Source organism: Stenotrophomonas sp. STK16_22 (genome assembly GCF_051984505.1).
GTDB classification, from domain to species: domain Bacteria; phylum Pseudomonadota; class Gammaproteobacteria; order Xanthomonadales; family Xanthomonadaceae; genus Stenotrophomonas; species Stenotrophomonas maltophilia_A.
On record NZ_CP196972.1, the window covers coordinates 3,263,835 to 3,285,049 of the forward strand.

Genomic DNA, 21,215 nt, shown 5'->3' on the forward strand with positions numbered 1-21,215 from the left:
TCCGGATGAATACGATGGCGCAAGCATCCGGGATTCGTGGCGCGGCGCACAGGGGGTCGCACCACGGCGGTTTTTTCCCCATTCAAACAACTCAACCGTGGCTGACTGCGCCTCGGCCGGTGGCGTCACTCCCCGATATGGAGCGCATCCACGGTGCTGCCGAGCGCCTCGACCCGGACCGTGCTGCGCTGGCCGGTGCGACGATGGTGCTCGAGGGCCAGCGCAGCGGCCGCGTCGAAGGCATCGGCACCGCGGGCGTAACGGGTGGCGTCACCCGCCTTCGGATGCAACACGGACCAGTGCCGGGCAGTGCATTGGACAGTAAAGACCATGAGAAGCTCCTGCGGAAGGAAAGAGGCGGTGACAGGCGGCAGAGCCACGTGCCAGTACACCCTCAGGCTATCGATCGCGTCGGAGATGGCCCATCAGATTTGTACGAAAATGCCTCAGGATTCGGTCGGGCGCTTCCCAACCCTCACATCCCTGAGGCTGTTTAGTGAAGGCGTTCCGTGACCCTTGTCACGGAGTTGACGGGGCTTCACACTACCGTCACCAACAGGGGCCCCTTCCACATGCGCACCTTCTTCTCGCAGCAGCGCTGGACGCTGCTGAAGTTCTATTTCGTGGCCAGCTATCTGGTGCTGATTGAAGAGCTGATCCGCGCCGCCATGCACTGAGCGCTTGCTGGAGGGCTATTTGCGACAGACACTGTCGCTTTAGGCACGGAGCCCGCCCGATGAAAGCGCTTCTTCTGATTCCAGCCCTGCTGGTGCTGACCGCGTGCGCCAACCAGCACGACGCCGCCGCACGTGCCGATGCGGCGACCACCTCGTCTGCGATACCGAAGGTGGGCGGCGATCGCGATGCCCACGGATGCATTGGTTCGGCCGGCTACCAGTGGTGCGAGCACAGCCAGCGTTGCGAACGCCCGTGGGAACTGGCACAGGCACAGGGCCTGGCCAATACCGCCGAGGCCATCGCTGCCTACTGCGCGAAGCCGGCCAGCCCGGCACGCAAGTGAGGCGCGCACCCCATGGCTGAGCTGAGCCCGCTACCCACCCTGGCCCCGGGTCGCTACCGCCACTTCAAGGGCGGCGAGTACGAAGTGCTCGATATCGTCCGCAGCAGCGAGACGCTGGAGCCACTGGTGCTGTATCGCGCGCTCTATGGCGAAGGCGGCCTGTGGGTGCGCCCGTATGTCATGTTCGTCGAACAGGTACCGGGCGAACACGGACCGCAGCCGCGTTTCGCCCGCATCGACGCATGACGGTTCCGCTGCCGGCCCTGGCCGGCAGCGCGGTGACACCACGGGCCTGCGTTACAATCGTACCGTCCAGTCGGTTTCTTCCCGCCATGTCCGCATCCCCCTCCCGTTCGCGCCGCAAGGCGCCCGACAGCGTGCGCCAGTCACTGCTGCAGGCCACCATTGAAGTGATCGGCCGTAATGGCCTGGCCGCGCTGACCGTGCAGGACGTCGCGCAGGCCGCCGGTGTCAGCAAGGGTGCGCTGTTCCATCATTTCAGCAGCAAGCAGGCACTGGTGGATGAAGCCATCGGAGCGCTCATCGGCGAATTCGAAGCACGGGTACGTGCCCTGCTGCAGGAAAACCCCGAAGGGCATGGTCGTTTCAGCCGCGCCTATGTGCAGGCCAATTTCGAGCATCTGCTGCAGCAGGAACAGGACAACGACATCGGCCTGACCCTGGGCAACCTGATGGAACCAGCCCTGCTTGCGCATTGGCGTACCTGGAAGCGTGCGATGCTGGCCGAGTTCGCCGGCGAAGCCAACGATCCGCGACTGTATGCGGCGCGCTGCGCTGCCGATGGCTACTGGGCCACGGCCTATGGGCGTCCGCTGGACGAGGAAGAACGCGCCAACGCATTGGCGATGGCCGAACAGGCCCTGAAACTATGCGACCCGCGGTGAGCAGGAGCGCTCAATGAATCCCTATCTCTACCTTGCCGCTGCCATCGTGCTGGAAGTAATTGCCACGTCGCTGCTGAAGGCATCCGACGGCATGAGCCGGCTGGCGCCGACACTGGGCGCGCTGGTCGGCTATGGACTGTGCTTCTACCTGCTGTCGATGACCATGAAGTCGATCCCGACCGGCATCGCCTACGCGATCTGGTCCGGCGTCGGCATCGTGCTGATCTCGCTGATCGGGCTGGTGGTGTTCAAGCAGCGCCTGGATGCACCGGCGTTGATCGGCATCGGCCTGATCTGTGCTGGCGTACTGGTGATCAATCTGTTCTCGCGCAGCAGCGCACACTGAGTACGCTGCTGCGCGATCAACGCTAGCTGACCTTCTTCGCTACGGTCATGCCGAGCAGGAACAGCACCACGGCGATGATGATGCCGGTCCAGAACAGGAACTTGGCGATGCCGACCGCGGCGCCGGCAATGCCGCCGAAGCCGAGCACGCCCGCAATGACGCCGATGATGGCGAAGATGATGGCCCACTTGATCATGTCAAACCTTTCCCCGTGGGGACTGCGTACTGGATGATCAGGCTAGGCCGTAGCCGATGCGGCAGTCGTGAACAGGCCGCGTGCGCAGCGTGAATCAGCGCGGGCGGAAACGCAGCAGGGCCACTGCAAAGGCCAGGAAAACGCTGCCCACCAGCCGCTCGAACCAGCGCCGCGCGAAGGGTTTGGCCAACCATCGGCGCAGGCCATGGCCACCGGCGGCATACATCACATACCAGAACAGTTCGCAGCCGGCGAAGGTGGCGACCAGCACGCTGTACTGCAGCGCCTGGCCACGCGACGGGTCGACGAACTGCGGCAGGAACGCCGCAGCGAACAGCAGCAGCTTGGGATTGCTCAGGCCCACCAGAAGGCCACCACGGAACACCTTCCACGCGCCCAGCGACGCCGCAACCGGCAGCGCGGCATCGACCGTCACCGGTGGTGCCGGCCGGCAACTGTCACGCCATGCCTTCAGGCCCAGCCAGGCCAGATAGGCCACGCCCAGATAGCGCAGCACCTCAAACAGCATCGGCGAGGAATGCAGCAGCGCACTCAGGCCTGCTGCGGAGGCCGCCAGCACCAGCAGCATCGCCAGCAGGCAGCCAGCCATCGCCGGCACGCTACCGCGAAAGCCGAGCCCGACGCTGCGACCGAGGATATGCAGCATGTTCGGCCCCGGCGTACCACACAGAACGAACACCGTGGCGAGAAACCACCACCAGGTATGCAGGGCCATATCGGACATCCACTTCAGAAGATCCCACCAGCATAGAGTGCGCCGGCCTGGCGCGGCACACACAGCGCAGCATGGATGCGGTGGTTACAGAGGCAGGCTCAGGCCGCGAGCGCGTCGCGCCGTACCAGTACCTGATCGATCAAGCCCCATTCGCATGCCTGCTCGGCACTCATGAAACGATCGCGGTCCAGGGTCTGCTCGACCTCCTCGACACTGCGTCCGCAATGCTGCGCATACAGCCGGGTGATGCGCTGCTTGGTGCGCTGCATTTCCTCGGCATGGATGAAGATGTCCGACGCCTGGCCCTGCACCCCGCCCAGCGGCTGATGCACATGCAGGCTGGCATTGGCCAACGCCGCACGGTGACCGGGCTCGCCGGCCATCAGCAGGAACGAACCCATCGACCGCGCGGTGCCCATGCACAGCGTATGCACCGGGGCCGAGATGTATTGCATGGTGTCGTACATCGCCAGGCCGCTGGAGATCACTCCACCCGGCGAGTTGATGTACAGATGGATCGGCTTCTCCGGGTTTTCCGATTCCAGGAACAGCAGCTGCGCGCAGACCAGCGCCGACACAGTGTCATCGACTTCACCGTTGAGAAAGATGATGCGCTCGCGCAGGAGCCGCGAGTAGATGTCATGGGAGCGCTCACCGCGCTCGCTGCGTTCCACCACCATTGGTATCAGCTGCATTCTGTCCCGCATGTGCCTGCTCCCTGTAGCGTTCGATCCAGGCGCCGGCTCAGGCCGCGCGCATCATGGTGCGATGATCGTCGTTGGCGGCCAACGGCAGCAGCGCGCGCAGGTCGGTGAGCCGATGCACGATGGTCAGCACCGTCCCCCCGCCGTCATCCGCGCGCAGCCGGAAACACACCAGGCTGTGCAGATGCGGGGGCTGCGCATCGCGCAGGCGGAACCCCAGCTCCCGCCCCTCCTCGCACAGGCAGGGCTGCGGATCGGCAAGATCGGCCGCCGGCAACCAGCGCTCACGAAGTGCCGGATCGAACAGTGCGCGCCAGACCCGTTCCGGTGGCGCTGGCAGCCACTGCTCCATCACCAACGCGGGAGTCGCTTCGTGCAGAACATCGTCCATCAGTCCATCTCCTTCAGCAGATCCTGCAAGGCATCCATCCGCGCGGGCCAGTAGGCCCGGTAGCGCTGCAGCCAGTTGCCGATGTGCGCCAGCCCGCGCGGATCGACCTGGTAGTGGACAAAGCGGCCTTGGCGCTGTTCGCTCACCAGCCCGGCATCGCGCAGCACCGCCAGGTGCTGGGACATCGCAGACTGGCTGATCGCCATGCCCTCGCGCAGCGCGCTGGCATGCTGCCCGCCCTCGGCCAGCTTTTCGAAGATGTGGCGGCGGGTAGGGTCGGCCAGCGCTTTGAAGAGGGCGTTCTCGATCATGACCAACACATTAGCAATCACTAATGTGTAGTGCAACTCCCGCATCGGCTGTGCTGCAATGACGGCTCCCCGGCATGGAGCTGTGCATGAAGACCCTTGGCCTGATCGGCGGCATGAGCTGGGAAAGCTCGGCGCAGTATTACCGGCTCATCAACGAGGACGTGCGGCAGCGCCTCGGTGGCGCACATTCGGCGCAGCTGCTGCTATGGTCGGTGGATTTCGCCGGCATCAAGCAGCTGCAGCATGACGGCGACTGGGATGCGCTGGGCGACCACATGGCCGACGCTGCACGGCGCCTGCAGGCCGGTGGCGCCGATCTGCTGTTGATCTGCACCAACACCATGCACAAGCTGGCCGACCGCATCGAGGCGGTCTGTCCACTGCCGCTGCTGCATATCGCCGACCCCACCGCCCAGGCCATCGTGCAGGCAGGCGCACGCAAGGTGGGCCTGCTCGGTACCGCCTTCACCATGGAACAGGACTTCTACCGCGGCCGGCTGCAGGATCGCTTCGGATTGGAGGTGCTGGTTCCCGAAGCCGATGATCGTCGCAGCGTGCACGACATCATCTACCAGGAACTGATCGCCGGTGTGGTCAGCGAGCACTCACGACAGGTCTACGCCGGCGTGATCGCGAGACTGGTGGCGCGCGGTGCCGAAGCCATCATCCTGGGCTGTACCGAGATCATGCTGCTGGTACGACCGGAAGACAGCGCAGTGCCGCTGTTCGATACCACTGCACTGCACGCACGGGCTGCGGTGGACGCGGCGCTGGCGTGAATCGATGCGCGCCGGAGCGCGGAATCAGTCCGCGCCCTGCACTTCCAGCGCGGTGATGAGCCACTCGACCACCGCCTGTGAATCGCACAGGAAAAAGATGGCATCGCCGGAGCGCGCCTCGGTAAGCAGGCGATAGACCGTGATCGCCACCGCCGACTGGTTGGCGATGAACACTTCCGGGCTGCGCGGCCCCTCGCTGTGGCCGGCAACCGCGTGCAGCGCCTTGCGTGCGGCCACGGTGGCAGCCGGGTCCGCGCTACGGGTCAGTTCCGGCCCGCGCAGGCCCCAGGCAATGAACACATGCTTGCCCTTGAACGTGGTGTCCAGGACCCGCACCTCGGCGCCGCCTGCGTCGGCCGAGCGATGAATGACGGTACTGCTGATCAACGCAACCCCCTGTGGTCGTCGTGGTCCGCGCATCCTCCTCCACGCGCCGGCCGCATGCCAGTGACAACAGCCACAGGCTGTGCCGACCGGCGTGGGAGACATGTAAGAGGGTGTAAACCGATGCGATCGGATGTGCAGCGATGATACGGGATGTAAGCCTCTGCATGGGCCCGCGCGTACTACTAAACCGCCACTGAGCCATCTTCGGAACGAAGCGTTCCGGCAGCCCCGGACTGGGCCATTCTTGCCGCCCCATCCCCACCGAGCCTGCACATGTCCCATCGCCTGCTGCTGACGATCACCGGCACCTCCCTTGCCCTGCTGCTGGCCGCCACCACCGTGGCCGCACAGGACTACGACACCGATCACATTCCGGCGCTGCGCTGCGAATCGCAGTTCAACAAGACCGCGCAATGTCCGATCGAAGGCCCCATGCGCCTGGCCAGGCAGCTGTCGGTGACCCGGTGCGTGGAGAACCAGAACTGGGGCCAGAGCCGCCGCACGTTGTGGGTGACCGACGGCTGCCGCGCCGAGTTCGTCGCCGACGGCTATGGGCGCGGACGCTGGCCGGGCCGCGGCAGGGACCGTGACAATGATGGCGAGCGCCTGGTCTGCGAGTCCTACGAAAAGAAGGACAGGGAATGCCGTATCCGTGTGCGCCACGAGGTGCGCCTGGTCAAGCAGAAGTCGGTGACGGCCTGCATCGAGGACCGCAACTGGGGCTGGGACCGCCGCGGCGTGTGGGTCAGCGACGGCTGCCGGGCCGAGTTCCGCGTGTACTGACTGCCGAGCACGCGCTGGCTGCGGCGGGTGCGGCTGCACCTGTGGCATAGCCGATAGACTGGCCCCTCCTGTCAGGAGCCCGACCATGCCCGCTGCGACTGCGCTGCGCCTCCGCGACGCGACGCCCGCCGATGCCTCCGCGCTGATCGCACTCGACAGCGTGGCGGCAAGCGACGCTCGACGGGCGGAGCAGATTGGCGAGTGGCTGGCGCGGGGCAACGTGCATGTTGCCGAGCAGGAGCGCGAGATCGTCGGCTACATGACCCTCCATGAGCACTTCTTCGGCGAAGCCTTCATCGAAATGCTGATGGTCACGCGCGAGCGGCGCAGCCAGGGCGTCGGCGCTGCACTGCTGCGGCACGCGATTGCACAGCGTGGACAGCGCAAGCTGTTCACCTCGACCAATGCCTCCAACATCGCCATGCAGCGCCTGCTCGTTGCATCGGGCTTCATCGACAGCGGCATCGTGCATGGACTGGATGACGGCGACCCGGAGCTGATCTACCGCTTTGCCGGCTGCTGATCGAGATACGCGGTCACCTTGGTGTCCAGCAGATCCATCAGCACGGGATCCATGCAGCGATAGTCGTCCGGGATATCCAGGCAATGCAGGCGCTTGTGTTCCAGCAGGCGCGCGTATGCGGCCTGCAGTCGATGCTGATGCTTGGCCTCCATCACGAAGATGACATCGGCCCAGCGGATGTCCGCCGGGCCGATGGGGCGTCGTGCATGCGGGCTGGTGCCGGCCGACAGCGCAGTGAAGCCGGGCCGCCGTCGCCACATGGCTTCGGCGGTTGGGCTGCGCAGCTGGTTGCGGCTGCAGACGAACAGCAGGTTGATCATTCCTGTTCCTGCAGTTGGCGGGCGCTGAGCACCGGATAGGTGAAGCCCAGCTGGCGTGCGCGCGCAAGCTTGGCATCGCGCGTGTACAGCAGCTTCCAGTTCTTCTCTGGCTTGTAGCTGTAGGCGGTCGTGGCGCGGTCGCCACCACGGTTGCGCGCCTGGCTGCGACGCCAGGCACGGTTTCTTGCAGATTCCATGATGTGTTCTCGTGAGTACCGGGTTCAGCAGCCGCGGTAGTACGAGTGGCGCGCAGCATACACCGCGCGCACAAAAAAGCCCACGCATCGCTGCGCAGGCTTCTTGATTCATCACAGTGGTCGGGACGGCCGGATTCGAACCGACGACCCTCTGCCCCCCAGGCAGATGCGCTACCAGGCTGCGCTACGCCCCGACTGATGCTGCGATGTGCCCGCCAGTGCGGCGGGCCGTGAAGTATAGCGGATTACGATGGAAATGGGATCAGCGGCGCAACAACTGCAGCACTTCTTCCAGCTCCATGCGCACCTGCTTGATGATCTGGTTGCTCAGCGCCGATTCCTCGCGGGCATCGGGACCGTCCAGACGCAGGCGTGCACCACCGATGGTGTAGCCCTGTTCGTACAGCAGGCTGCGGATCTGCCGCACCATCAGCACGTCGTGGCGCTGGTAGTAGCGGCGGTTGCCTCGGCGCTTGGCCGGCTCAAGGCTGGGAAACTCGGTTTCCCAGTAGCGCAGGACGTGCGGCTTGACGTCGCACAGCTCGCTGACCTCACCGATGGTGAAGTAGCGCTTGGCCGGGATCGGCGGTAGTTCGCGGTTACTGCCCGGATCCAGCATAAGCTTCCACCCTCTCCTTGAGCTTCTGGCCCGGACGGAAGGTGACCACCGTACGGGCGGAAATCGGAATTTCCTCGCCGGTCTTGGGGTTGCGACCCGGGCGCTGGTTCTTGCGCCGCAGATCGAAATTGCCGAAGCCCGACAGCTTCACCTGACGTCCCTGTTCCAATGCTTCACGCAGCACATCGAAAAACGCGTCGACGAATTCCTTGGCTTCCCGCTTGTTCAGACCGACTTCGTCGAACAGCTTTTCCGCCATCTCCGCCTTGGTCAATGCCATTGCCTGCTACCCCCGAGTGCTGCCCGCTCAGCCGCGGATCCGGGCGTGATGTTCACGCTCGATGGCAGTGACCGCCTCGGCCACCACCGCATCCACGTCGCGGTCCGTCAGAGTGCGCGACTTGTCCTGCAAAATCAAGCCCATAGCGAGACTCTTGAATCCCGGCTCGACGCCCTGGCCGACGTAGCGGTCGAACAGGTTCAGGTCGCGCAGCAGCGGACCGGCGGCCTGGCGGACGGTGGCCGCGAGGTCGGCCCAGGCCACCTGTTCAGGCACCAGGAATGCCAGGTCGCGACGCACTGCCGGGAAGCGCGACAATTCGCCGGCACGCGGCAGGCGGCGGGCGGTCAGCGGCTCCAGGTCCAGCTCGAAGGCATAGACGTCGGCTTCGATGTCCATTGCCTTGGCCAGGCGCGGATGAACCTGGCCGATCCAGCCGATCGCCACGCCATCACGGAACACCTCGGCTGAACGGGCCGGGTGGCCGTAGGGGCGGGCCGACGGGCGGAACTCCAGTACCGCACCACTGGCAGCGGCCAGCGATTCCAGATCGCCCTTCAGGTCATGGAAATCGACCTTGCGGGCCGGCAGGCCCCACTGCAGTGCCTGTGCATCGCCACAGACCGCAGCGGCCACGCGCGGGGTCTCCAGCGGCGCCGGCCGGCTTTCGCCGAGCGACGCGTCGCCGGCCTGCTGGGCGAACACGCGGCCCAACTCGAACAGGCGCACGCGGCCGATCTGGCGGGCGGCGTTGCGGCCCAACGTGGCGACCAGGCCTGGCAGCAGCGACGGGCGCATCACCGCCAGTTCCGCCGACAGCGGGTTGGCCAGCGGTACCAGGCCGTCGCGCAGCTGCCACTGGCTCAGCAGCGCATCGTCGACGAAAGCGAAATTGACGGTTTCCTGCTGGTCACGGGCGATCAGCTGGCGGCGCACGCTCAGTGCGTCCAGCTGGGTCTCGCTCGGCATCGCCACGCGCGAGGCGCCGCCCGGCAGCGTGGTCGGGATCTGCTCGTAACCGTGGATGCGCGCCAGCTCTTCGATCAGGTCTTCTTCGATGGCGATGTCGAAGCGGCGGCTCGGCGCCGTGACCTGCCAGCCGTTGGCGGTGGCAACCACGTCCATGCCCAGCGCGCGCAGGATGCGCTCGACTTCCGCATCGTCGATGGTGATGCCGAGCACGCGGGTGATGCGGGCGCGGCGCAGCACGATGGTTGCCGGCTGCGGCAGATCGGCCTCACGCACGGCCTCGGTGACCGGCGCCGGGGTACCGCCGGCCAGGTCCAGCACCAGGCGGGTGGCGTACTCGATCGCGGTACGCGGCAGTGCCGGATCGACACCACGCTCGAAACGGTGGCCGGCATCGGTGTGCAGGCCCAGCTTGCGGCCACGGCCCATGATCGATGCCGGGGCGAAGTGCGCGGCTTCCAGGAACACGGCAGTGGTGACGTCGGTGACGCGGGTGTCGAAGCCACCCATCAGGCCGGCCAGGCCGACCGCGCGATCGGCGTCGGTGACCACCAGGAAGCTGTCGTCCAGCGCGGCATCGCGGCCATCCAGCAGCTTCAGGCTCTCGCCGGCACGCGAACGGCGCACGGCGATGCTGCCCTGCAGGGTGCCCAGGTCGTAGGCATGCATCGGCTGGCCGAGCTCGAGCATCACGTACTGGGTGATGTCGACCAGCAGCGAGACCGGGCGCACGCCACTGCGGCGCAGGCGCTCGGCCATCCACAGCGGGGTCTTGGCGGCGGCGTTGACACCTTCGATGACGCGGCCCAGGTAACGCGGTGCTTCGGCGCCGGCGTCGAGCTGGATGGCCAGCTCACGGCTGCCGATGGCGGGAATCGCCTCGGCGGTGAAATCCAGCACGTCGCTGCGGGTGGCCGCGGCGACGTCGTAGGCGATACCGCGCAGGCTGAAGCAGTCGGCGCGGTTCGGGGTCAGCTTGATCTCGATGCTGGCGTCCGGCAGGCCCAGGTACTCGACCAGAGCCTGGCCGACCGGTGCGTCATCCGGCAGCTCCAGCAGGCCGGAGGCATCGTTGTCCAGGCCCAGCTCCCTGGCCGAGCACAGCATGCCGTTGGACTCGACACCGCGCAGCTTGGCCGGCTTGATCTTCAGCTCGCCAATCTGCGCGCCGACCATCGCCAGCGGCGCAACCAGGCCCGGACGTGCGTTCGGTGCGCCGCACACGATCTGCAGCAGCTCGCCCTGCCCGGCATCGACCCTGCACACCTGCAGGCGGTCGGCTTCCGGATGGCGTACGGCGTCGACGATGCGCGCCACGACCACGTGCTCGAGGCCTTCGCCCAGCGCGGTCACGTCTTCCACTTCCAGGCCGATGGCGGTCAGCACCGCACTCAGTTCATCGCGCGAAGCGCGGGTCGGGACGTGGCTGCGCAGCCAGTTTTCGGAGAATTTCATGGTGTCACCCTGGTGGGCCCGGCGCATGCGCCTGGGCCTGCGAATTTAGAAGCAGTCGAGCAAGCTCGACTCTACGGACCGGCGCTTACGCGAACTGCTTGAGGAAGCGCACGTCGTTCTCGAAGAACGCGCGCAGATCGTTGACGCCGTAACGCAACATCGCAAAGCGCTCCACGCCCATGCCGAAGGCAAAGCCGGTGTAGCGCTCCGGATCGATGCCGACGTTTCGCAGCACGTTCGGATGGACCATGCCGCAGCCGAGCACTTCCAGCCAGCGGGTGCTGCCATCGGGCTGCTGCCAGGCGATGTCCACTTCCGCGCCCGGTTCAACGAACGGGAAATAGCTGGGGCGGAAGCGCATCTCGAAGTCGCGCTCGAAGAAGGCGCGCACGAACTCGGCCAGCGTGCCCTTCAGGTCGGCGAAGGTCGAATGCTCGTCCACCAGCAGGCCTTCCACCTGGTGGAACATCGGCGAATGGGTCTGGTCGCTGTCGCTGCGGTACACCTTGCCGGCGGCGATCATGCGCAGCGGCGGCGCGTGGTCGCCCATGTAGCGCACCTGCACACCGGAGGTATGCGTGCGCAGCAGGCGGCCGTCGCCGAAATAGAAGGTGTCGTGCATGGCGCGCGCCGGATGGTGCGGCGGGAAGTTCAGCGCCTCGAAGTTGTGCCAGTCGTCCTCGATCTCCGGCCCTTCAGAGAGCTCGTAGCCCAGCCGGCCGAAGATGCCGGTGATGCGCTCCAGGGTGCGGGTGATCGGATGCAGGCCGGCGCGGTCGCCATTGCGGCCCGGCAGGGTGATGTCGATGGCTTCGGCAGCCAGGCGCGCGTCCAGTGCCGCGTCTTCCAGCAGCGCCTTGCGCTCGCCCAGCGCGCGGGTCAGCGTGTCGCGGGCCTGGTTGATCGCTTCACCGGCGGACTTGCGCTCGTCGGCCGGCAGGGCACCGAGCTGCTTGAGCTGCGAGGTGATGCTGCCACTCTTGCCAAGCAGGGCCACGCGCAGCTGTTCCAGCACGTCGGGGCTCTGTGCGGCGGCCACATCGGCCAGCGCCTGGGTGGTGAGGGATTGGATGTCGCTCATGGGGGGCCGGAACTCCAGTCGATCTGCCATCGCGATGCGCGAAGGGCCGACCCCTGTCGCCACCGCCGTCCCCGCGCTGCCGTCATGGCCTCACCGGGACCCAAAAAAGAATGGGGAAGGACTTGCGCCCTTCCCCATGCATTGCCTTGACCTGACACCGTTCCGAGTGAACGGTTACGGCATCGGGAAGGACTTATGCCGCCAGCGCGCCCTTGGCCTTTTCGGCCAGCGCGGTAAAGCCGGCTGCGTCGTGCACGGCGATGTCAGCCAGGACCTTGCGATCCAGGGTGATGCCGGCCTTCAGCAGACCGTTCATGAAGCGGCTGTAGCTCAGGCCGTTGATGCGGGCAGCCGCATTGATACGGGTGATCCACAGCGAACGGAAGTTGCGTTTCTTCTGCTTACGGCCGATGTAGGCGTACTGCTGTGCCTTGATGACCGCCTGCTTGGCGACGCGGAAGACCTTGCGACGGGCGTTGTAATAGCCCTTGGCGAGATCCAGAATCTTCTTGTGGCGGCGACGCGCCTGTACGCCACGCTTAACTCGTGCCATTTTTCAGTTCCTCAGAGGTAAGGGAGCATGCGGTCCAGACGGCCTGCGTCTTCTGCACGGACATGGCCCGTCTGACGCAGATTACGCTTACGCTTGGTCGCTTTCTTCGTGAGGATGTGGCTACGGTTGGCGTGGCCGCACTTGTACTTGCCCGAGGCGGTCTTGCGGAAACGCTTGGCCGCTGCCCGGTTGGTCTTGATCTTGGGCATTGCAATGTCCTTGATGGGATATGACCCTGGTTTCTGACTGATCTGGCGGCGGCCTGGGCCGCTCTTTCCGTCCTGCCATGATCGGCGTACGACCCGTCCTGGGTGGGTCGAGCCGGGCATGATACAGGCAAAACCGCCCTGCCACCAGCCCCTGCAACCCTTTCGCCGGCAATTCACCGGCGTCCTGCAAAAGCAAAGGGACGCCCATGGCGTCCCTCTACCCTGAACCATTCAGCCAGGCGCCCCGGAAGGCGGCCCGTCAGGCCTCAGGTCTTCTTCTTCGGCGCGATCATCATGACCATCTGACGCCCTTCCAGGCGCGGACGGGATTCAATGACGATGTCCTCGCCCAGATCGGTCTCGATCCGGTTGGCCATTTCGCGGCCCAGTTCCTGGTGGCTCATTTCACGGCCACGGAAACGGATGTTGACCTTGATCTTGTCACCATCCTCGAGGAACCCGCGCATCTTGCGCAGCTTGATCTGGTAGTCGCCCTCGTCCGTGACCGGACGGAACTTCACTTCCTTGATCTCGACCTGCTTGGTCTTCTTCTTGGCCTCGCTGGCCTTCTTCTGCGCTTCGAACTTGAACTTGCCGAAGTCCATGATCTTGCAGACCGGCGGATCGGCCTGCGGCTGGATTTCGACCAGGTCCAGGCCTTCATCTTCGGCCATGGACAGCGCTTCGTCGCGCGACAACACGCCGATCATTTCTCCGTCACTGCCGATCACGCGGACGCGCGGCACACGGATTTCCTGATTCTTGCGGTTCTGTTTGTTGTCAGGGGTGCTGATATTACGTTCTCCCAAGGGTATCGAACCGGTCCGGGTGCCTGTGCCCCCGGACCGGACCTTTGCTTACGCGCCCTCGGCCTGGAGCCGCTCGATGAAGGCCTGCAGGCTCATGCTGCCCAGGTCTTCGCCAGAACGCGTACGCACCGCCACAGCCCCATTTTCCTTCTCGCGGTCACCAATGACCAGCAGGTAGGGCACGCGCTGCAACGTATGCTCGCGGATTTTATAGCCGATCTTCTCGTTACGCAAATCCGAGCTGACGCGGAAGCCTTGCTCCGCAAGGGTTTTGGTCACGCCCGAGACGTACTCGGCCTGAGCGTCGGTGATGTTGGCCACCACCACCTGGGTCGGCGCCAGCCAGGTCGGGAACTGGCCGGCATGGTGCTCGATCAGGATGCCCAGGAAGCGCTCCATCGAGCCCACGATGGCGCGATGCAGCATGACCGGGTGCTTCTTCTGGCTGTTCTCGTCCACGTACTCGGCGCCCAGGCGGCCCGGCATCATGAAGTCGACCTGCATGGTGCCCAGCTGCCAGGTACGGCCGATCGCGTCCTTCAGGTGGTACTCGATCTTCGGGCCGTAGAAGGCGCCCTCGCCCGGCAGCTCCTGCCACTCCACCCCGTTGCTGGACAGTGCCGAGCGCAGCGCGCCCTCGGCCTTGTCCCAGGTGGCGTCATCGCCCAGGCGCGATTCCGGACGCAGCGCGATCTTGACCTGGATCTCATCGAAGCCGAAGTGCTGGTAGACCGCCAGCGCCTGCTGGTGGAACGCGGTCACTTCCGCCTCGACCTGGTTTTCGGTGCAGAACACGTGGCCGTCGTCCTGGGTGAAACCACGCACGCGCAGGATGCCGTGCAGCGCGCCGGACGGCTCGTTGCGGTGGCAGGCACCGAACTCACCATAGCGGATCGGCAGGTCGCGGTAGCTGTGCAGGCCCTGGTTGAACACCTGCACGTGGCCCGGGCAGTTCATCGGCTTGAGCGCGTAGGTGCGCTTCTCCGATTCGGTGAAGAACATCGCGTCCTGGTAGTTGTCCCAGTGGCCGGATTTCTGCCACAGGCTCACGTCCAGGATCTGCGGGCAGCGCACTTCGCCGTAGCCGGTCTTGCGGTACACCTTGCGCATGTACTGCTCGACCACCTGCCACAGTGCCCAGCCCTTCGGGTGCCAGAACACCAGGCCCGGCGCTTCTTCCTGCAGGTGGAACAGGTCCTGCTGCTTGCCGATGCGGCGGTGGTCGCGCATCTCGGCTTCTTCGATGCGCTTGATGTACGCCTCGAGCTGCTTCTTGTCGGCCCAGGCGGTGCCGTAGATGCGCTGCAGCTGCTCGTTCTGCGCGTCACCGCGCCAGTAGGCACCGGAGATGCGGGTCAGCTTGAAGGCCTTCAGGAAGCGCGTGTTCGGCACGTGCGGGCCGCGGCACATGTCCACGTATTCCTGGTGGTAATACATGCCCATCGCCTGGATGTCGTCGGACATGTCCTCGATCAGGCGCAGCTTGTAGTCCTCGCCACGGGCCTTGAAGATCTCGATCACTTCGGCGCGCGGCGTCACCTTCTTGATCACGTCGTAGTCCTGGGCGATCAGTTCACCCATGCGCTTCTCGATCGCGGCCATGTCGTCCGGGGTGAACGGGCGCTCGGAGTAGATGTCGTAGTAGAAGCCCTCGGCGATCACTGGGCCGATCACCATCTTCACGTCCGGGTACAGCTGCTTGACGGCGTGGCCGACCAGGTGGGCGCAGGAGTGGCGGATGATCTCCACGCCCTCCTCGTCCTTGGCGGTGATGATGCGCAGGCTGGCATCGTGGTCGATGACGTCGCTGGCATCGACCAGCACGCCATCCACGGCACCGGCGATGGTGGCCTTGGCCAGGCCGGCGCCGATCGACTGGGCGACCTCCATGACGCTGACGGGGTTTTCGAATTCGCGGCGGCTGCCGTCGGGAAGAGTAATGTTGATCATCGCAGTGGCTTCGTGCGGGGCCCGCGGGGCGGGCTGGAAAGCGTTCCCGGGGCGGCGCCCGGGCAATAAAAAAGCGCCACGAGGGCGCCTGGAACACAGGGCCTTCGGGGGCAGGTCAACAGTGGGCGGTGGTAGTGCTCATGTCGCACGCTCGGCCGGCGCTGGGCGCGGGCCACCTTGTTCCAGTCAGGGTTCTGCGATGATCTTAAACCAGCCCGGCGGAAAGCCCAAGGGCTACCGTACGGTCCGCTGAATGGGTCTCGCTGGCGGCGTGAAATTGCAATGATTACCATGTCGGCGCAGGCCGCCCTGTGCCAGCCTGCCCGCTTTCCCCCAGGACCCCGTGATGCGCCACCCGCTCCGACCGGCTCCCGCCGGCCCCGCCCGTGCCCCGCGTTCGCCGGCCCGCTGCCACGCTGGCCGCCCGCGATGATCACCGTCGGCCTTTCCACGCTCGGCTTCTGCAGCCTGGGCATGCTGGCGGCGATGTTCTCGGCGCTGGCGTTCTATGCCGCCTCGCCGCACTGCCGCTGGCCGCGCCTGCGCCGTGCCGGCCGCCTTGGCCGCCAGATCGGCCTGGTCGCCGCTGCCGCCGCGCTGTGGCTGTGGATGGCCGAGCTCGGTTTTGCCGCCGGCCTGGTGGCGATGCTGTGCACCTGGATGCTGGCCGCCATGCTGCTGCCGGCGCTGGCGGCCTGGCACCGCCCCGGTACGGAGTCGCCCTGATGTGGCCGCGTGCCCTTGCCGGCATCATCGCCGGCTTCCTCCTCGCCGCCGCCGTCACCGGCCTGCTGGCGTGGCTGCCGCCCGGCCCGTGGCAACGGGCGCTGGTGCCGACCCTCATCGCCTTCATCCCGCTGTGGATGCTGGCCGCCCTGTGGGCGTTCAGTTTCCGCAGCGCGCTGCGCGCCTGGCTGGTGCTGGCCGGCAGCGCCGCCGCCGGCTTTGCCGTGCTCGGGCTGCTGCGCCTGACCGGCGCGGTGCAATGAGACCTTTCCCATGAAGTTCAGTTCGCAGACGCTGCGCACGTTCACCACCCTGCACACCTGGGTCGGCCTGGTTGCCGGCTTCGGCCTGTTCGTGGCCTTCTACGCGGGTGCGCTGACCCTGTTCCACCACGACCTGCCGCTGTGGCAGACGCCCGGTGCAGCCACCGCACTCCCCGCCGGCCTGGACGACGCGCAGTACCTGCTGGAAGACGTGCTTGCCGCGCATCCGGAAGCGCGCCGCCACGTCGGCATGACCTTCCCCGGCACCGAACACCCGCAGCCACTGGCCTACTGGCAGGCCGATGACGGCAGCTGGCGCTACGCCTGGCCGGGACAGATCGCCGGCAGCACCACGCCGCCACAGACCGGGCTGGCCGAACTGGTCAACGAGCTGCATTACAGCCTCGGCCTGCCGGTGGCCGGCATCTACGTGATGGGCATCGTCAGCCTGCTGTATGGCATGGCCCTGCTCAGCGGCCTGGTGATCCACCTGCCGAAGCTGTTCGGTGATCTGTTCGCGCTGCGTCCGGGCCGCAACCTGAAACAACTGTGGCAGGACGCGCACAACGTGATCGGCGTGCTCAGCCTGCCCTTCCACCTGATGTTCGCGGTCACTGGCGCCCTGCTCTGCCTGGTGTTCGTGCAGATGGCCCTGCTCAACCCGCTGATCTACGACGGCAAGGCCCTGCAGGCGGTACCGACCGCAATGGACACCGCGCCCGTGCGCGACGCCAGCGGCATCCCGGCACCGCCTGGCAGCCTGCGCCTGCTGCATGCACGCGCGCTTGAAGTGGCCCGCGCACAGGGCGTGGCCAATTTCGAACCGGCCTACCTGAAGCTGGCCAACGCCGGCGATGCCAACGCCACCATCGAGATCACCGGCGAATCCACCGGCACGCTCGGCCCGCTCGGCGCGGTGGCACTGGACGTGGCCACCGGCAACGTCCTGGCCTCGCAGCTGCCCGGCCAGCGCGACGCCAACCACGCCACGCTCAGCGCCGCCTACGCGCTGCACTTCGGCGAGTTCGGCAACGGCGTGGTGGTCTGGCTGTACTTCCTGCTCGGCCTTGGCGGTGCCTTCCTGTTCTACTCCGGCAACCTGTTGTGGATCGAATCGCGGCGCAAGCGTCGCCAGCCGCAGCAACCGCGTGCCGGGGTGAACATGGCACGGGCCACGGTCGGCGTCTGCATCGGGCTGTGCGTTGCGATTTCGGTGGCGTTCGTCACCGCACTGGTGCTGGAGCGGCTGGCACCGTCCGCGGTCGACCACGGCATCCGCTGGGCCTGCTTCGGCAGCTGGGCGGCCTGTGCGCTGTGGGCCGCGCTGCGACGCCCGGCGCAGGCGGCACGCGAACTGCTGTGGGCGGCGGCGATCAGCACCGCGCTGGTGCCGATCCTGCATGGCGCGCTCAATGGTGACTGGCTGTGGCGTGCGGCCGCGCGTGGCCACTGGCCGCTGTTCTGGGTCGATGCCATCGCGCTGGCCATGGCCTTCGGCTTCGCCCGCCTGGCTGTGGCCAGCCAACGCCGCGCCCGCAATGGCGACCCCAACAGCGTCTGGGCCAACTGAGCCGTCGCCGGGCATGGCCCGGCGCTACCGACCGTTACGCGCAACGCCCCCTGTAGCGTCGAGCATGCTCGACAGCTGTTGATCTCGCGCCAAGCTCCGTCGAGCAAGTTCGACGCTACCCAAGCAGGATCATGCCTCGCCGGGGTAACGACTCACTTCGATCAGGTTGCCATCCGGGTCGCGGAAGTACACCGATTCGATCGGCCCCAGCGCGCCGGTACGTGCGACCGGCCCCTCCTCCACTGCAACGGACTGCGCCTGCAGGTGAGCCAGCACATCGGTCGTCGCCGTGCGCGTGACCAGGCACAGATCGGCGCTGCCCGGCATGGGCCGCAGCGCATGCGGTTGCAGCGGGGCGCTGGCCGGATGCAGGTTGATCTTCTGCTGGCCGAACTGCAGCGCGGTACGACCGGCGCCGAAGCGCACGACCTGCATGCCGAGCACGCGCTGATAGAAATCACAGCTGCGGTCGATGTCGGCGACGGTGAGGACCAGATGGTCCAGGCGTTCGAGATGGATCATACCCGCAGCATAGCGCTACGGGCATGGACATGCTGTGCGGGGTCGGGCCGATGGCGTTGCGGCGTTGCGCCGGACATCGCCTGATGCAGCTCAATCGCCGATGCGCGCCTTCTGCCAGGGGCCCAGCATGGCGTTGAGCAGGCTGGCCTGTTCGTCGTCGCCGGTCAGCTCCCACATGAAGACGCCGGCCAGGCCCTGCTCGCGGGCGAACTGCGCACGCAGGCCGATCGAGCGCGGGTCTTCATAGCTGATGAAAACCTTCTGCTCGGCGTTGTACAGCCACGGGCTCTGCGCCTGTGGTTGCCAGTGCTTCGTCCAGCCCGGCTGGTCGAGATAGCGCGCCTTGATCACGCGCCAGTCGCCGGCATCGGCCGGTGCACTGTAGGACTGGTACAGCCCATCCGGCGCATCGCCGGTGACCTTGAAGCCGCGCCCGTAGAACGGCACACCCAGCACCAGCTTGTGGGCTGGCACCCCGCGCTCGCGGTAGTACTGCACCGCGCCGGCAACGTTGTTCCAGCGCCGCAGTTCCGGCGCCAGCGGATCGGTCGGCACTTCATGCAGGGGCGCATTGAACGTCGACACCGCCGAGAAGCCGGTGCCCATGTCGTAGCTCATCAGGTTGATGAAATCGAACACCTTGGCCAGCGCCGGCAGGTCATAGCTTGCGGCTGGATCATAGGGGCCATCGGTCTGCAGGCGACCGGCGGCCAGTGCGGCGGTCAACAGCATCGGCTGCCCCGCCTTGCGGCCATGCGCATCAAGGGCCACGCGGAACGCCTGCGCGAGCCGGGTCAGATTGGCGCGGTCCTGCGGGCGGTGTGCCAGCTCCTTCGGTCCGCCACTGACCGGGAACTCCCAGTCGATGTCCACGCCATCGAAACTGCCAGCATGACGATCGAAGAACAGCGCCATGCATGAGTCGACCAGGCGCTTGCGGCTGCCCTCGGTCAGCGCTGCATCGGAGAATCCACCTGCGCCCCAGCCACCGATCGAAATCAACGTGCGCAGATGCGGGTGCGCCTTCTTCAGCTCGGCCAGCGCCGCGAAATTCTTCGGCGCTTCCGCACCGATCGTGCAGCGCCCGTCCTCGATGGTGGAGAACGCGTAGAACAGGTGGGTGAGGCGCTCGGCCGGAATGCTCGACACCGGGTAGCGCTCGGCCGAACCACCGGGGTAGTAGGCACCGAAGATCGGCGGCTGCGCGGGTGCCGCATGCACGGCTATGGGCAAAGCACCGGCAATCAGCACGGCAAGGGCAACCACAGTCTGGCGGAACATGGGATCTCCCGGTTCGAAGGCGCAGCCACGTTAGCAAACGGATGGGGCTGTGGGACGGTTGTCGTGGCATGTCGTCCAGTGGACAAGTGCATCCCGCCGGATGACGACAACGCACCAGTCATGCAACGACCCTCATGCACTGCAGCAGGACACACGCCGACGCTGCGTTCGCGGGCTCGCGCATCGGCTAAGGTAGCCGCGGACCTTCAACCGCGCATGGACATGAGCACCGACCACGACAACCTCGACGACGGCGACCTGCTGGACGACGAAACCCTCGACGAATGCCAGGCCCTGGAGGCACGCGCCTACGCCGCCTTCCGAGAGGGCGACCTGCAGCAGGCGGTGGCGCTGTTCGGCGAGCTGATCGCACTCGCCCCCGAAGTGCCGTACCTGCATTACATGCGCGGATTGGCGCACAAGTACCTGCGCGACTGGGCTGCCTCACTGCAGGACAACCTGCAATCGGAGCAGCTGCGTGGGGAATTCGATGTCGCCACCGCCTGGAATGCCGGCATCGCGGCCACCGGCATGGGCAACTGGGCCGAAGCACGGCGCCAGTGGGCCCGCTGTGGCATCACCCTGCCCGAAGGCGAGGGCCCGATCGAGGGCCACTTCGGCGTGGCCTGCGTGCGCCTGGCGCCATGGTCCGACGCCGAGGTGGTGTACATGAGCCGCATTGATCCGGTGCGTGCACGCATCGACAACGTACCGCTGCCCGAAAGCGGCTTCCGCTTCGGCGACATCGTGCTGCACGACGGCGCATCAACCGGCCATCGCACCTACGGCGAGCGCCAGGTGCCGGTGTTCAACGCGATGCAGCGCCTGCAGGCATCGGACATGGCGACCTTCACCGTGTTCGTGCAGTGCGATTCGGCCGATGACATCGCTGCGCTGGAGGCAATCACCCTGCCCGGCATCGGCATGGTCGAGGACTGGACGGCTACCGTGCGCCGGCTGTGCCGCCGCTGCAGCTACGGCACGCCGCACCAGCATGGTGATGAGGCGCCAGATGAAGACCAATGGAGACGCGAACGTGACCTCGGCGTGGCCGCACAGGGCCGGGCTGCGGTGGAAAAGCTCATGGCGGTGTGGGTCGCTGCAGCCCCCGGCCGGGTGCTGGAGGCCATCGAACAGCGCGAGCACCCGATGAGCGACCCGGAGCCAGGCCAGGTCTGGTGGCTGGGGGAGGACGAAGAAGACGCGTAAGTGCAAGGACCAACGGTCCTCATCCACAGGATTCCAGGCAAAGAAAAAGCGGGCCGAAGCCCGCTTTTTCATTTCAGCGATTCCAGGAGCGTGTCAACCAAGGTTGACACCTACCGTAAT

Annotated in this window: 30 protein-coding genes and 1 tRNA gene; 11 read left to right on the forward strand and 20 right to left on the reverse strand. The window is 66.2% G+C overall.

The window, feature by feature from the left end:
* Nucleotides 1-125: 125 nt before the first annotated feature.
* Entirely contained in the window at nt 126-332 is a 207-nt protein-coding gene (locus ACSYAO_RS15290) for a hypothetical protein (RefSeq protein WP_049423877.1), read from the reverse strand.
* A gap of 404 nt (nt 333-736) precedes the next feature.
* Here ACSYAO_RS15290 and ACSYAO_RS15295 point away from each other — a divergent pair, with 404 nt between their 5' ends.
* From ACSYAO_RS15295 to ACSYAO_RS15310, 4 genes are all read left to right on the forward strand, one after another.
* On the forward strand, nt 737-1,021 hold the full coding sequence (locus ACSYAO_RS15295) for a hypothetical protein (protein ID WP_049401204.1): 285 nt from the start codon (nt 737-739) through the stop codon (nt 1,019-1,021).
* A 12-nt stretch (nt 1,022-1,033) separates the two neighbouring features.
* Complete coding sequence (locus ACSYAO_RS15300) at nt 1,034-1,267, forward strand: DUF1653 domain-containing protein (protein WP_049401205.1); 234 nt, start codon at nt 1,034-1,036, stop codon at nt 1,265-1,267.
* An 86-nt stretch (nt 1,268-1,353) separates the two neighbouring features.
* Nucleotides 1,354-1,926: a TetR/AcrR family transcriptional regulator gene (locus ACSYAO_RS15305; protein WP_134951706.1), complete on the forward strand. Its 573-nt coding sequence runs from the start codon at nt 1,354-1,356 to the stop codon at nt 1,924-1,926.
* 13 nt (nt 1,927-1,939) lie between these two features.
* A complete protein-coding gene (locus ACSYAO_RS15310; protein WP_005410423.1) occupies nt 1,940-2,272 on the forward strand; it encodes an SMR family transporter in 333 nt (110 codons plus the stop codon).
* Nucleotides 2,273-2,294: 22 nt separating this feature from the next.
* Here ACSYAO_RS15310 and ACSYAO_RS15315 read toward each other — a convergent pair whose 3' ends face one another.
* From ACSYAO_RS15315 to ACSYAO_RS15335, 5 genes are all read right to left on the reverse strand, one after another.
* Nucleotides 2,295-2,468, reverse strand: a complete 174-nt coding sequence (locus ACSYAO_RS15315) for a DUF1328 domain-containing protein (RefSeq protein ID WP_149909449.1) — start codon at nt 2,466-2,468, stop codon at nt 2,295-2,297.
* Nucleotides 2,469-2,562: 94 nt separating this feature from the next.
* The gene (locus ACSYAO_RS15320) at nt 2,563-3,204 is read right to left on the reverse strand and encodes a LysE family translocator (RefSeq protein WP_032128667.1); all 642 of its coding nucleotides are present in this window, start codon (nt 3,202-3,204) and stop codon (nt 2,563-2,565) included.
* Between the two features lie 98 nt (nt 3,205-3,302).
* Nucleotides 3,303-3,911 (reverse strand): ATP-dependent Clp protease proteolytic subunit, encoded by a 609-nt coding sequence (locus ACSYAO_RS15325; RefSeq protein WP_032128666.1) that lies wholly within the window; start codon nt 3,909-3,911, stop codon nt 3,303-3,305.
* 37 nt (nt 3,912-3,948) lie between these two features.
* The gene (locus tag ACSYAO_RS15330) at nt 3,949-4,299 is read right to left on the reverse strand and encodes a polyketide cyclase (RefSeq protein WP_149909450.1); all 351 of its coding nucleotides are present in this window, start codon (nt 4,297-4,299) and stop codon (nt 3,949-3,951) included.
* Nucleotides 4,299-4,610, reverse strand: a complete 312-nt coding sequence (locus ACSYAO_RS15335) for an ArsR/SmtB family transcription factor (protein ID WP_032128664.1) — start codon at nt 4,608-4,610, stop codon at nt 4,299-4,301. The genes ACSYAO_RS15330 and ACSYAO_RS15335 overlap by 1 nt, the downstream gene beginning before the upstream one ends.
* A gap of 86 nt (nt 4,611-4,696) precedes the next feature.
* Between ACSYAO_RS15335 and ACSYAO_RS15340 the strand changes: the two genes are divergently transcribed.
* On the forward strand, nt 4,697-5,389 hold the full coding sequence (locus tag ACSYAO_RS15340) for an aspartate/glutamate racemase family protein (RefSeq protein WP_149909451.1): 693 nt from the start codon (nt 4,697-4,699) through the stop codon (nt 5,387-5,389).
* Nucleotides 5,390-5,413: 24 nt separating this feature from the next.
* On the opposite strand, the gene ACSYAO_RS15345 is transcribed toward ACSYAO_RS15340, so the two are convergent.
* The gene (locus ACSYAO_RS15345; protein ID WP_012511691.1) at nt 5,414-5,809 is read right to left on the reverse strand and encodes a hypothetical protein; all 396 of its coding nucleotides are present in this window, start codon (nt 5,807-5,809) and stop codon (nt 5,414-5,416) included.
* Between the two features lie 240 nt (nt 5,810-6,049).
* Here ACSYAO_RS15345 and ACSYAO_RS15350 point away from each other — a divergent pair, with 240 nt between their 5' ends.
* Together ACSYAO_RS15350 and ACSYAO_RS15355 are read left to right on the forward strand one after the other, a co-directional pair.
* Complete coding sequence (locus ACSYAO_RS15350) at nt 6,050-6,559, forward strand: DUF3011 domain-containing protein (protein WP_149909452.1); 510 nt, start codon at nt 6,050-6,052, stop codon at nt 6,557-6,559.
* Between the two features lie 85 nt (nt 6,560-6,644).
* Nucleotides 6,645-7,082: a GNAT family N-acetyltransferase gene (locus ACSYAO_RS15355; protein ID WP_149909453.1), complete on the forward strand. Its 438-nt coding sequence runs from the start codon at nt 6,645-6,647 to the stop codon at nt 7,080-7,082.
* Here ACSYAO_RS15355 and ACSYAO_RS15360 read toward each other — a convergent pair.
* The 11 genes from ACSYAO_RS15360 to thrS form a co-directional block, all read right to left on the reverse strand.
* A complete protein-coding gene (locus tag ACSYAO_RS15360) occupies nt 7,061-7,402 on the reverse strand; it encodes a low molecular weight protein tyrosine phosphatase family protein (protein ID WP_149909454.1) in 342 nt (113 codons plus the stop codon). The two genes, ACSYAO_RS15355 and ACSYAO_RS15360, sit on opposite strands and share 22 nt — an antisense overlap.
* Entirely contained in the window at nt 7,399-7,599 is a 201-nt protein-coding gene (locus ACSYAO_RS15365; RefSeq protein WP_014037933.1) for a hypothetical protein, read from the reverse strand. The genes ACSYAO_RS15360 and ACSYAO_RS15365 overlap by 4 nt, the downstream gene beginning before the upstream one ends.
* A gap of 117 nt (nt 7,600-7,716) precedes the next feature.
* Nucleotides 7,717-7,793 (reverse strand) — tRNA-Pro (locus ACSYAO_RS15370).
* Between the two features lie 68 nt (nt 7,794-7,861).
* Nucleotides 7,862-8,218, reverse strand: coding sequence for a MerR family transcriptional regulator (locus tag ACSYAO_RS15375; RefSeq protein ID WP_005410431.1), 357 nt, complete (start codon nt 8,216-8,218; stop codon nt 7,862-7,864).
* A complete protein-coding gene (locus ACSYAO_RS15380; protein ID WP_005410432.1) occupies nt 8,199-8,498 on the reverse strand; it encodes an integration host factor subunit alpha in 300 nt (99 codons plus the stop codon). The genes ACSYAO_RS15375 and ACSYAO_RS15380 overlap by 20 nt, the downstream gene beginning before the upstream one ends.
* Before the next feature lie 27 nt (nt 8,499-8,525).
* The gene (gene pheT / locus ACSYAO_RS15385; protein WP_149909455.1) at nt 8,526-10,922 is read right to left on the reverse strand and encodes a phenylalanine--tRNA ligase subunit beta; all 2,397 of its coding nucleotides are present in this window, start codon (nt 10,920-10,922) and stop codon (nt 8,526-8,528) included.
* Between the two features lie 85 nt (nt 10,923-11,007).
* Nucleotides 11,008-12,003, reverse strand: a complete 996-nt coding sequence (locus ACSYAO_RS15390) for a phenylalanine--tRNA ligase subunit alpha (RefSeq protein WP_110712975.1) — start codon at nt 12,001-12,003, stop codon at nt 11,008-11,010.
* A gap of 193 nt (nt 12,004-12,196) precedes the next feature.
* Nucleotides 12,197-12,556, reverse strand: a complete 360-nt coding sequence (gene rplT, locus ACSYAO_RS15395) for a 50S ribosomal protein L20 (protein WP_006380762.1) — start codon at nt 12,554-12,556, stop codon at nt 12,197-12,199.
* An 11-nt stretch (nt 12,557-12,567) separates the two neighbouring features.
* Nucleotides 12,568-12,765, reverse strand: a complete 198-nt coding sequence (rpmI, locus tag ACSYAO_RS15400; protein ID WP_005410436.1) for a 50S ribosomal protein L35 — start codon at nt 12,763-12,765, stop codon at nt 12,568-12,570.
* A gap of 266 nt (nt 12,766-13,031) precedes the next feature.
* Nucleotides 13,032-13,574, reverse strand: a complete 543-nt coding sequence (gene infC / locus ACSYAO_RS15405; RefSeq protein WP_005410437.1) for a translation initiation factor IF-3 — start codon at nt 13,572-13,574, stop codon at nt 13,032-13,034.
* Between the two features lie 48 nt (nt 13,575-13,622).
* Complete coding sequence (gene thrS, locus ACSYAO_RS15410) at nt 13,623-15,524, reverse strand: threonine--tRNA ligase (protein ID WP_049401217.1); 1,902 nt, start codon at nt 15,522-15,524, stop codon at nt 13,623-13,625.
* 429 nt (nt 15,525-15,953) lie between these two features.
* Between thrS and ACSYAO_RS15415 the strand changes: the two genes are divergently transcribed.
* Genes ACSYAO_RS15415 through ACSYAO_RS15425 form a run of 3 tightly spaced genes read left to right on the forward strand, consistent with a single transcriptional unit; the run spans nt 15,954 to nt 18,083 of the window.
* Nucleotides 15,954-16,250 carry a hypothetical protein gene (locus ACSYAO_RS15415; protein WP_005410439.1) on the forward strand — a complete coding sequence of 99 codons (297 nt, stop codon included), beginning with the start codon at nt 15,954-15,956 and terminating at the stop codon, nt 16,248-16,250.
* Nucleotides 16,250-16,513, forward strand: a complete 264-nt coding sequence (locus ACSYAO_RS15420; protein ID WP_032128657.1) for a membrane protein — start codon at nt 16,250-16,252, stop codon at nt 16,511-16,513. The genes ACSYAO_RS15415 and ACSYAO_RS15420 overlap by 1 nt, the downstream gene beginning before the upstream one ends.
* Before the next feature lie 10 nt (nt 16,514-16,523).
* Nucleotides 16,524-18,083, forward strand: coding sequence for a PepSY-associated TM helix domain-containing protein (locus tag ACSYAO_RS15425; RefSeq protein WP_149909456.1), 1,560 nt, complete (start codon nt 16,524-16,526; stop codon nt 18,081-18,083).
* 129 nt (nt 18,084-18,212) lie between these two features.
* Here the strand turns inward: ACSYAO_RS15425 and ACSYAO_RS15430 are convergent, their stop codons facing one another.
* On the reverse strand, nt 18,213-18,605 hold the full coding sequence (locus ACSYAO_RS15430) for a VOC family protein (RefSeq protein ID WP_049401221.1): 393 nt from the start codon (nt 18,603-18,605) through the stop codon (nt 18,213-18,215).
* A 90-nt stretch (nt 18,606-18,695) separates the two neighbouring features.
* The gene (locus ACSYAO_RS15435; RefSeq protein ID WP_149909457.1) at nt 18,696-19,886 is read right to left on the reverse strand and encodes a glycoside hydrolase family 18 protein; all 1,191 of its coding nucleotides are present in this window, start codon (nt 19,884-19,886) and stop codon (nt 18,696-18,698) included.
* 222 nt (nt 19,887-20,108) lie between these two features.
* Between ACSYAO_RS15435 and ACSYAO_RS15440 the strand changes: the two genes are divergently transcribed.
* Nucleotides 20,109-21,095 carry a hypothetical protein gene (locus tag ACSYAO_RS15440; RefSeq protein WP_223224731.1) on the forward strand — a complete coding sequence of 329 codons (987 nt, stop codon included), beginning with the start codon at nt 20,109-20,111 and terminating at the stop codon, nt 21,093-21,095.
* Nucleotides 21,096-21,215: the final 120 nt, after the last annotated feature.

Bases quoted from the DNA above. Each gene is read 5' to 3' on its own strand.
- ACSYAO_RS15290 (WP_049423877.1), bottom strand. From the start codon at position 332: ATGGTCTTTACTGTCCAATGCACTGCCCGGCACTGGTCCGTGTTGCAT.
- ACSYAO_RS15295 (WP_049401204.1), top strand. From the start codon at position 737: ATGAAAGCGCTTCTTCTGATTCCAGCCCTGCTGGTGCTGACCGCGTGC.
- ACSYAO_RS15300 (WP_049401205.1), top strand. From the start codon at position 1,034: ATGGCTGAGCTGAGCCCGCTACCCACCCTGGCCCCGGGTCGCTACCGC.
- ACSYAO_RS15305 (WP_134951706.1), top strand. From the start codon at position 1,354: ATGTCCGCATCCCCCTCCCGTTCGCGCCGCAAGGCGCCCGACAGCGTG.
- ACSYAO_RS15310 (WP_005410423.1), top strand. From the start codon at position 1,940: ATGAATCCCTATCTCTACCTTGCCGCTGCCATCGTGCTGGAAGTAATT.
- ACSYAO_RS15315 (WP_149909449.1), bottom strand. From the start codon at position 2,468: ATGATCAAGTGGGCCATCATCTTCGCCATCATCGGCGTCATTGCGGGC.
- ACSYAO_RS15320 (WP_032128667.1), bottom strand. From the start codon at position 3,204: ATGGCCCTGCATACCTGGTGGTGGTTTCTCGCCACGGTGTTCGTTCTG.
- ACSYAO_RS15325 (WP_032128666.1), bottom strand. From the start codon at position 3,911: ATGCGGGACAGAATGCAGCTGATACCAATGGTGGTGGAACGCAGCGAG.
- ACSYAO_RS15330 (WP_149909450.1), bottom strand. From the start codon at position 4,299: ATGGACGATGTTCTGCACGAAGCGACTCCCGCGTTGGTGATGGAGCAG.
- ACSYAO_RS15335 (WP_032128664.1), bottom strand. From the start codon at position 4,610: ATGATCGAGAACGCCCTCTTCAAAGCGCTGGCCGACCCTACCCGCCGC.
- ACSYAO_RS15340 (WP_149909451.1), top strand. From the start codon at position 4,697: ATGAAGACCCTTGGCCTGATCGGCGGCATGAGCTGGGAAAGCTCGGCG.
- ACSYAO_RS15345 (WP_012511691.1), bottom strand. From the start codon at position 5,809: ATGCGCGGACCACGACGACCACAGGGGGTTGCGTTGATCAGCAGTACC.
- ACSYAO_RS15350 (WP_149909452.1), top strand. From the start codon at position 6,050: ATGTCCCATCGCCTGCTGCTGACGATCACCGGCACCTCCCTTGCCCTG.
- ACSYAO_RS15355 (WP_149909453.1), top strand. From the start codon at position 6,645: ATGCCCGCTGCGACTGCGCTGCGCCTCCGCGACGCGACGCCCGCCGAT.
- ACSYAO_RS15360 (WP_149909454.1), bottom strand. From the start codon at position 7,402: ATGATCAACCTGCTGTTCGTCTGCAGCCGCAACCAGCTGCGCAGCCCA.
- ACSYAO_RS15365 (WP_014037933.1), bottom strand. From the start codon at position 7,599: ATGGAATCTGCAAGAAACCGTGCCTGGCGTCGCAGCCAGGCGCGCAAC.
- ACSYAO_RS15375 (WP_005410431.1), bottom strand. From the start codon at position 8,218: ATGCTGGATCCGGGCAGTAACCGCGAACTACCGCCGATCCCGGCCAAG.
- ACSYAO_RS15380 (WP_005410432.1), bottom strand. From the start codon at position 8,498: ATGGCATTGACCAAGGCGGAGATGGCGGAAAAGCTGTTCGACGAAGTC.
- pheT (WP_149909455.1), bottom strand. From the start codon at position 10,922: ATGAAATTCTCCGAAAACTGGCTGCGCAGCCACGTCCCGACCCGCGCT.
- ACSYAO_RS15390 (WP_110712975.1), bottom strand. From the start codon at position 12,003: ATGAGCGACATCCAATCCCTCACCACCCAGGCGCTGGCCGATGTGGCC.
- rplT (WP_006380762.1), bottom strand. From the start codon at position 12,556: ATGGCACGAGTTAAGCGTGGCGTACAGGCGCGTCGCCGCCACAAGAAG.
- rpmI (WP_005410436.1), bottom strand. From the start codon at position 12,765: ATGCCCAAGATCAAGACCAACCGGGCAGCGGCCAAGCGTTTCCGCAAG.
- thrS (WP_049401217.1), bottom strand. From the start codon at position 15,524: ATGATCAACATTACTCTTCCCGACGGCAGCCGCCGCGAATTCGAAAAC.
- ACSYAO_RS15415 (WP_005410439.1), top strand. From the start codon at position 15,954: ATGATCACCGTCGGCCTTTCCACGCTCGGCTTCTGCAGCCTGGGCATG.
- ACSYAO_RS15420 (WP_032128657.1), top strand. From the start codon at position 16,250: ATGTGGCCGCGTGCCCTTGCCGGCATCATCGCCGGCTTCCTCCTCGCC.
- ACSYAO_RS15425 (WP_149909456.1), top strand. From the start codon at position 16,524: ATGAAGTTCAGTTCGCAGACGCTGCGCACGTTCACCACCCTGCACACC.
- ACSYAO_RS15430 (WP_049401221.1), bottom strand. From the start codon at position 18,605: ATGATCCATCTCGAACGCCTGGACCATCTGGTCCTCACCGTCGCCGAC.
- ACSYAO_RS15435 (WP_149909457.1), bottom strand. From the start codon at position 19,886: ATGTTCCGCCAGACTGTGGTTGCCCTTGCCGTGCTGATTGCCGGTGCT.
- ACSYAO_RS15440 (WP_223224731.1), top strand. From the start codon at position 20,109: ATGAGCACCGACCACGACAACCTCGACGACGGCGACCTGCTGGACGAC.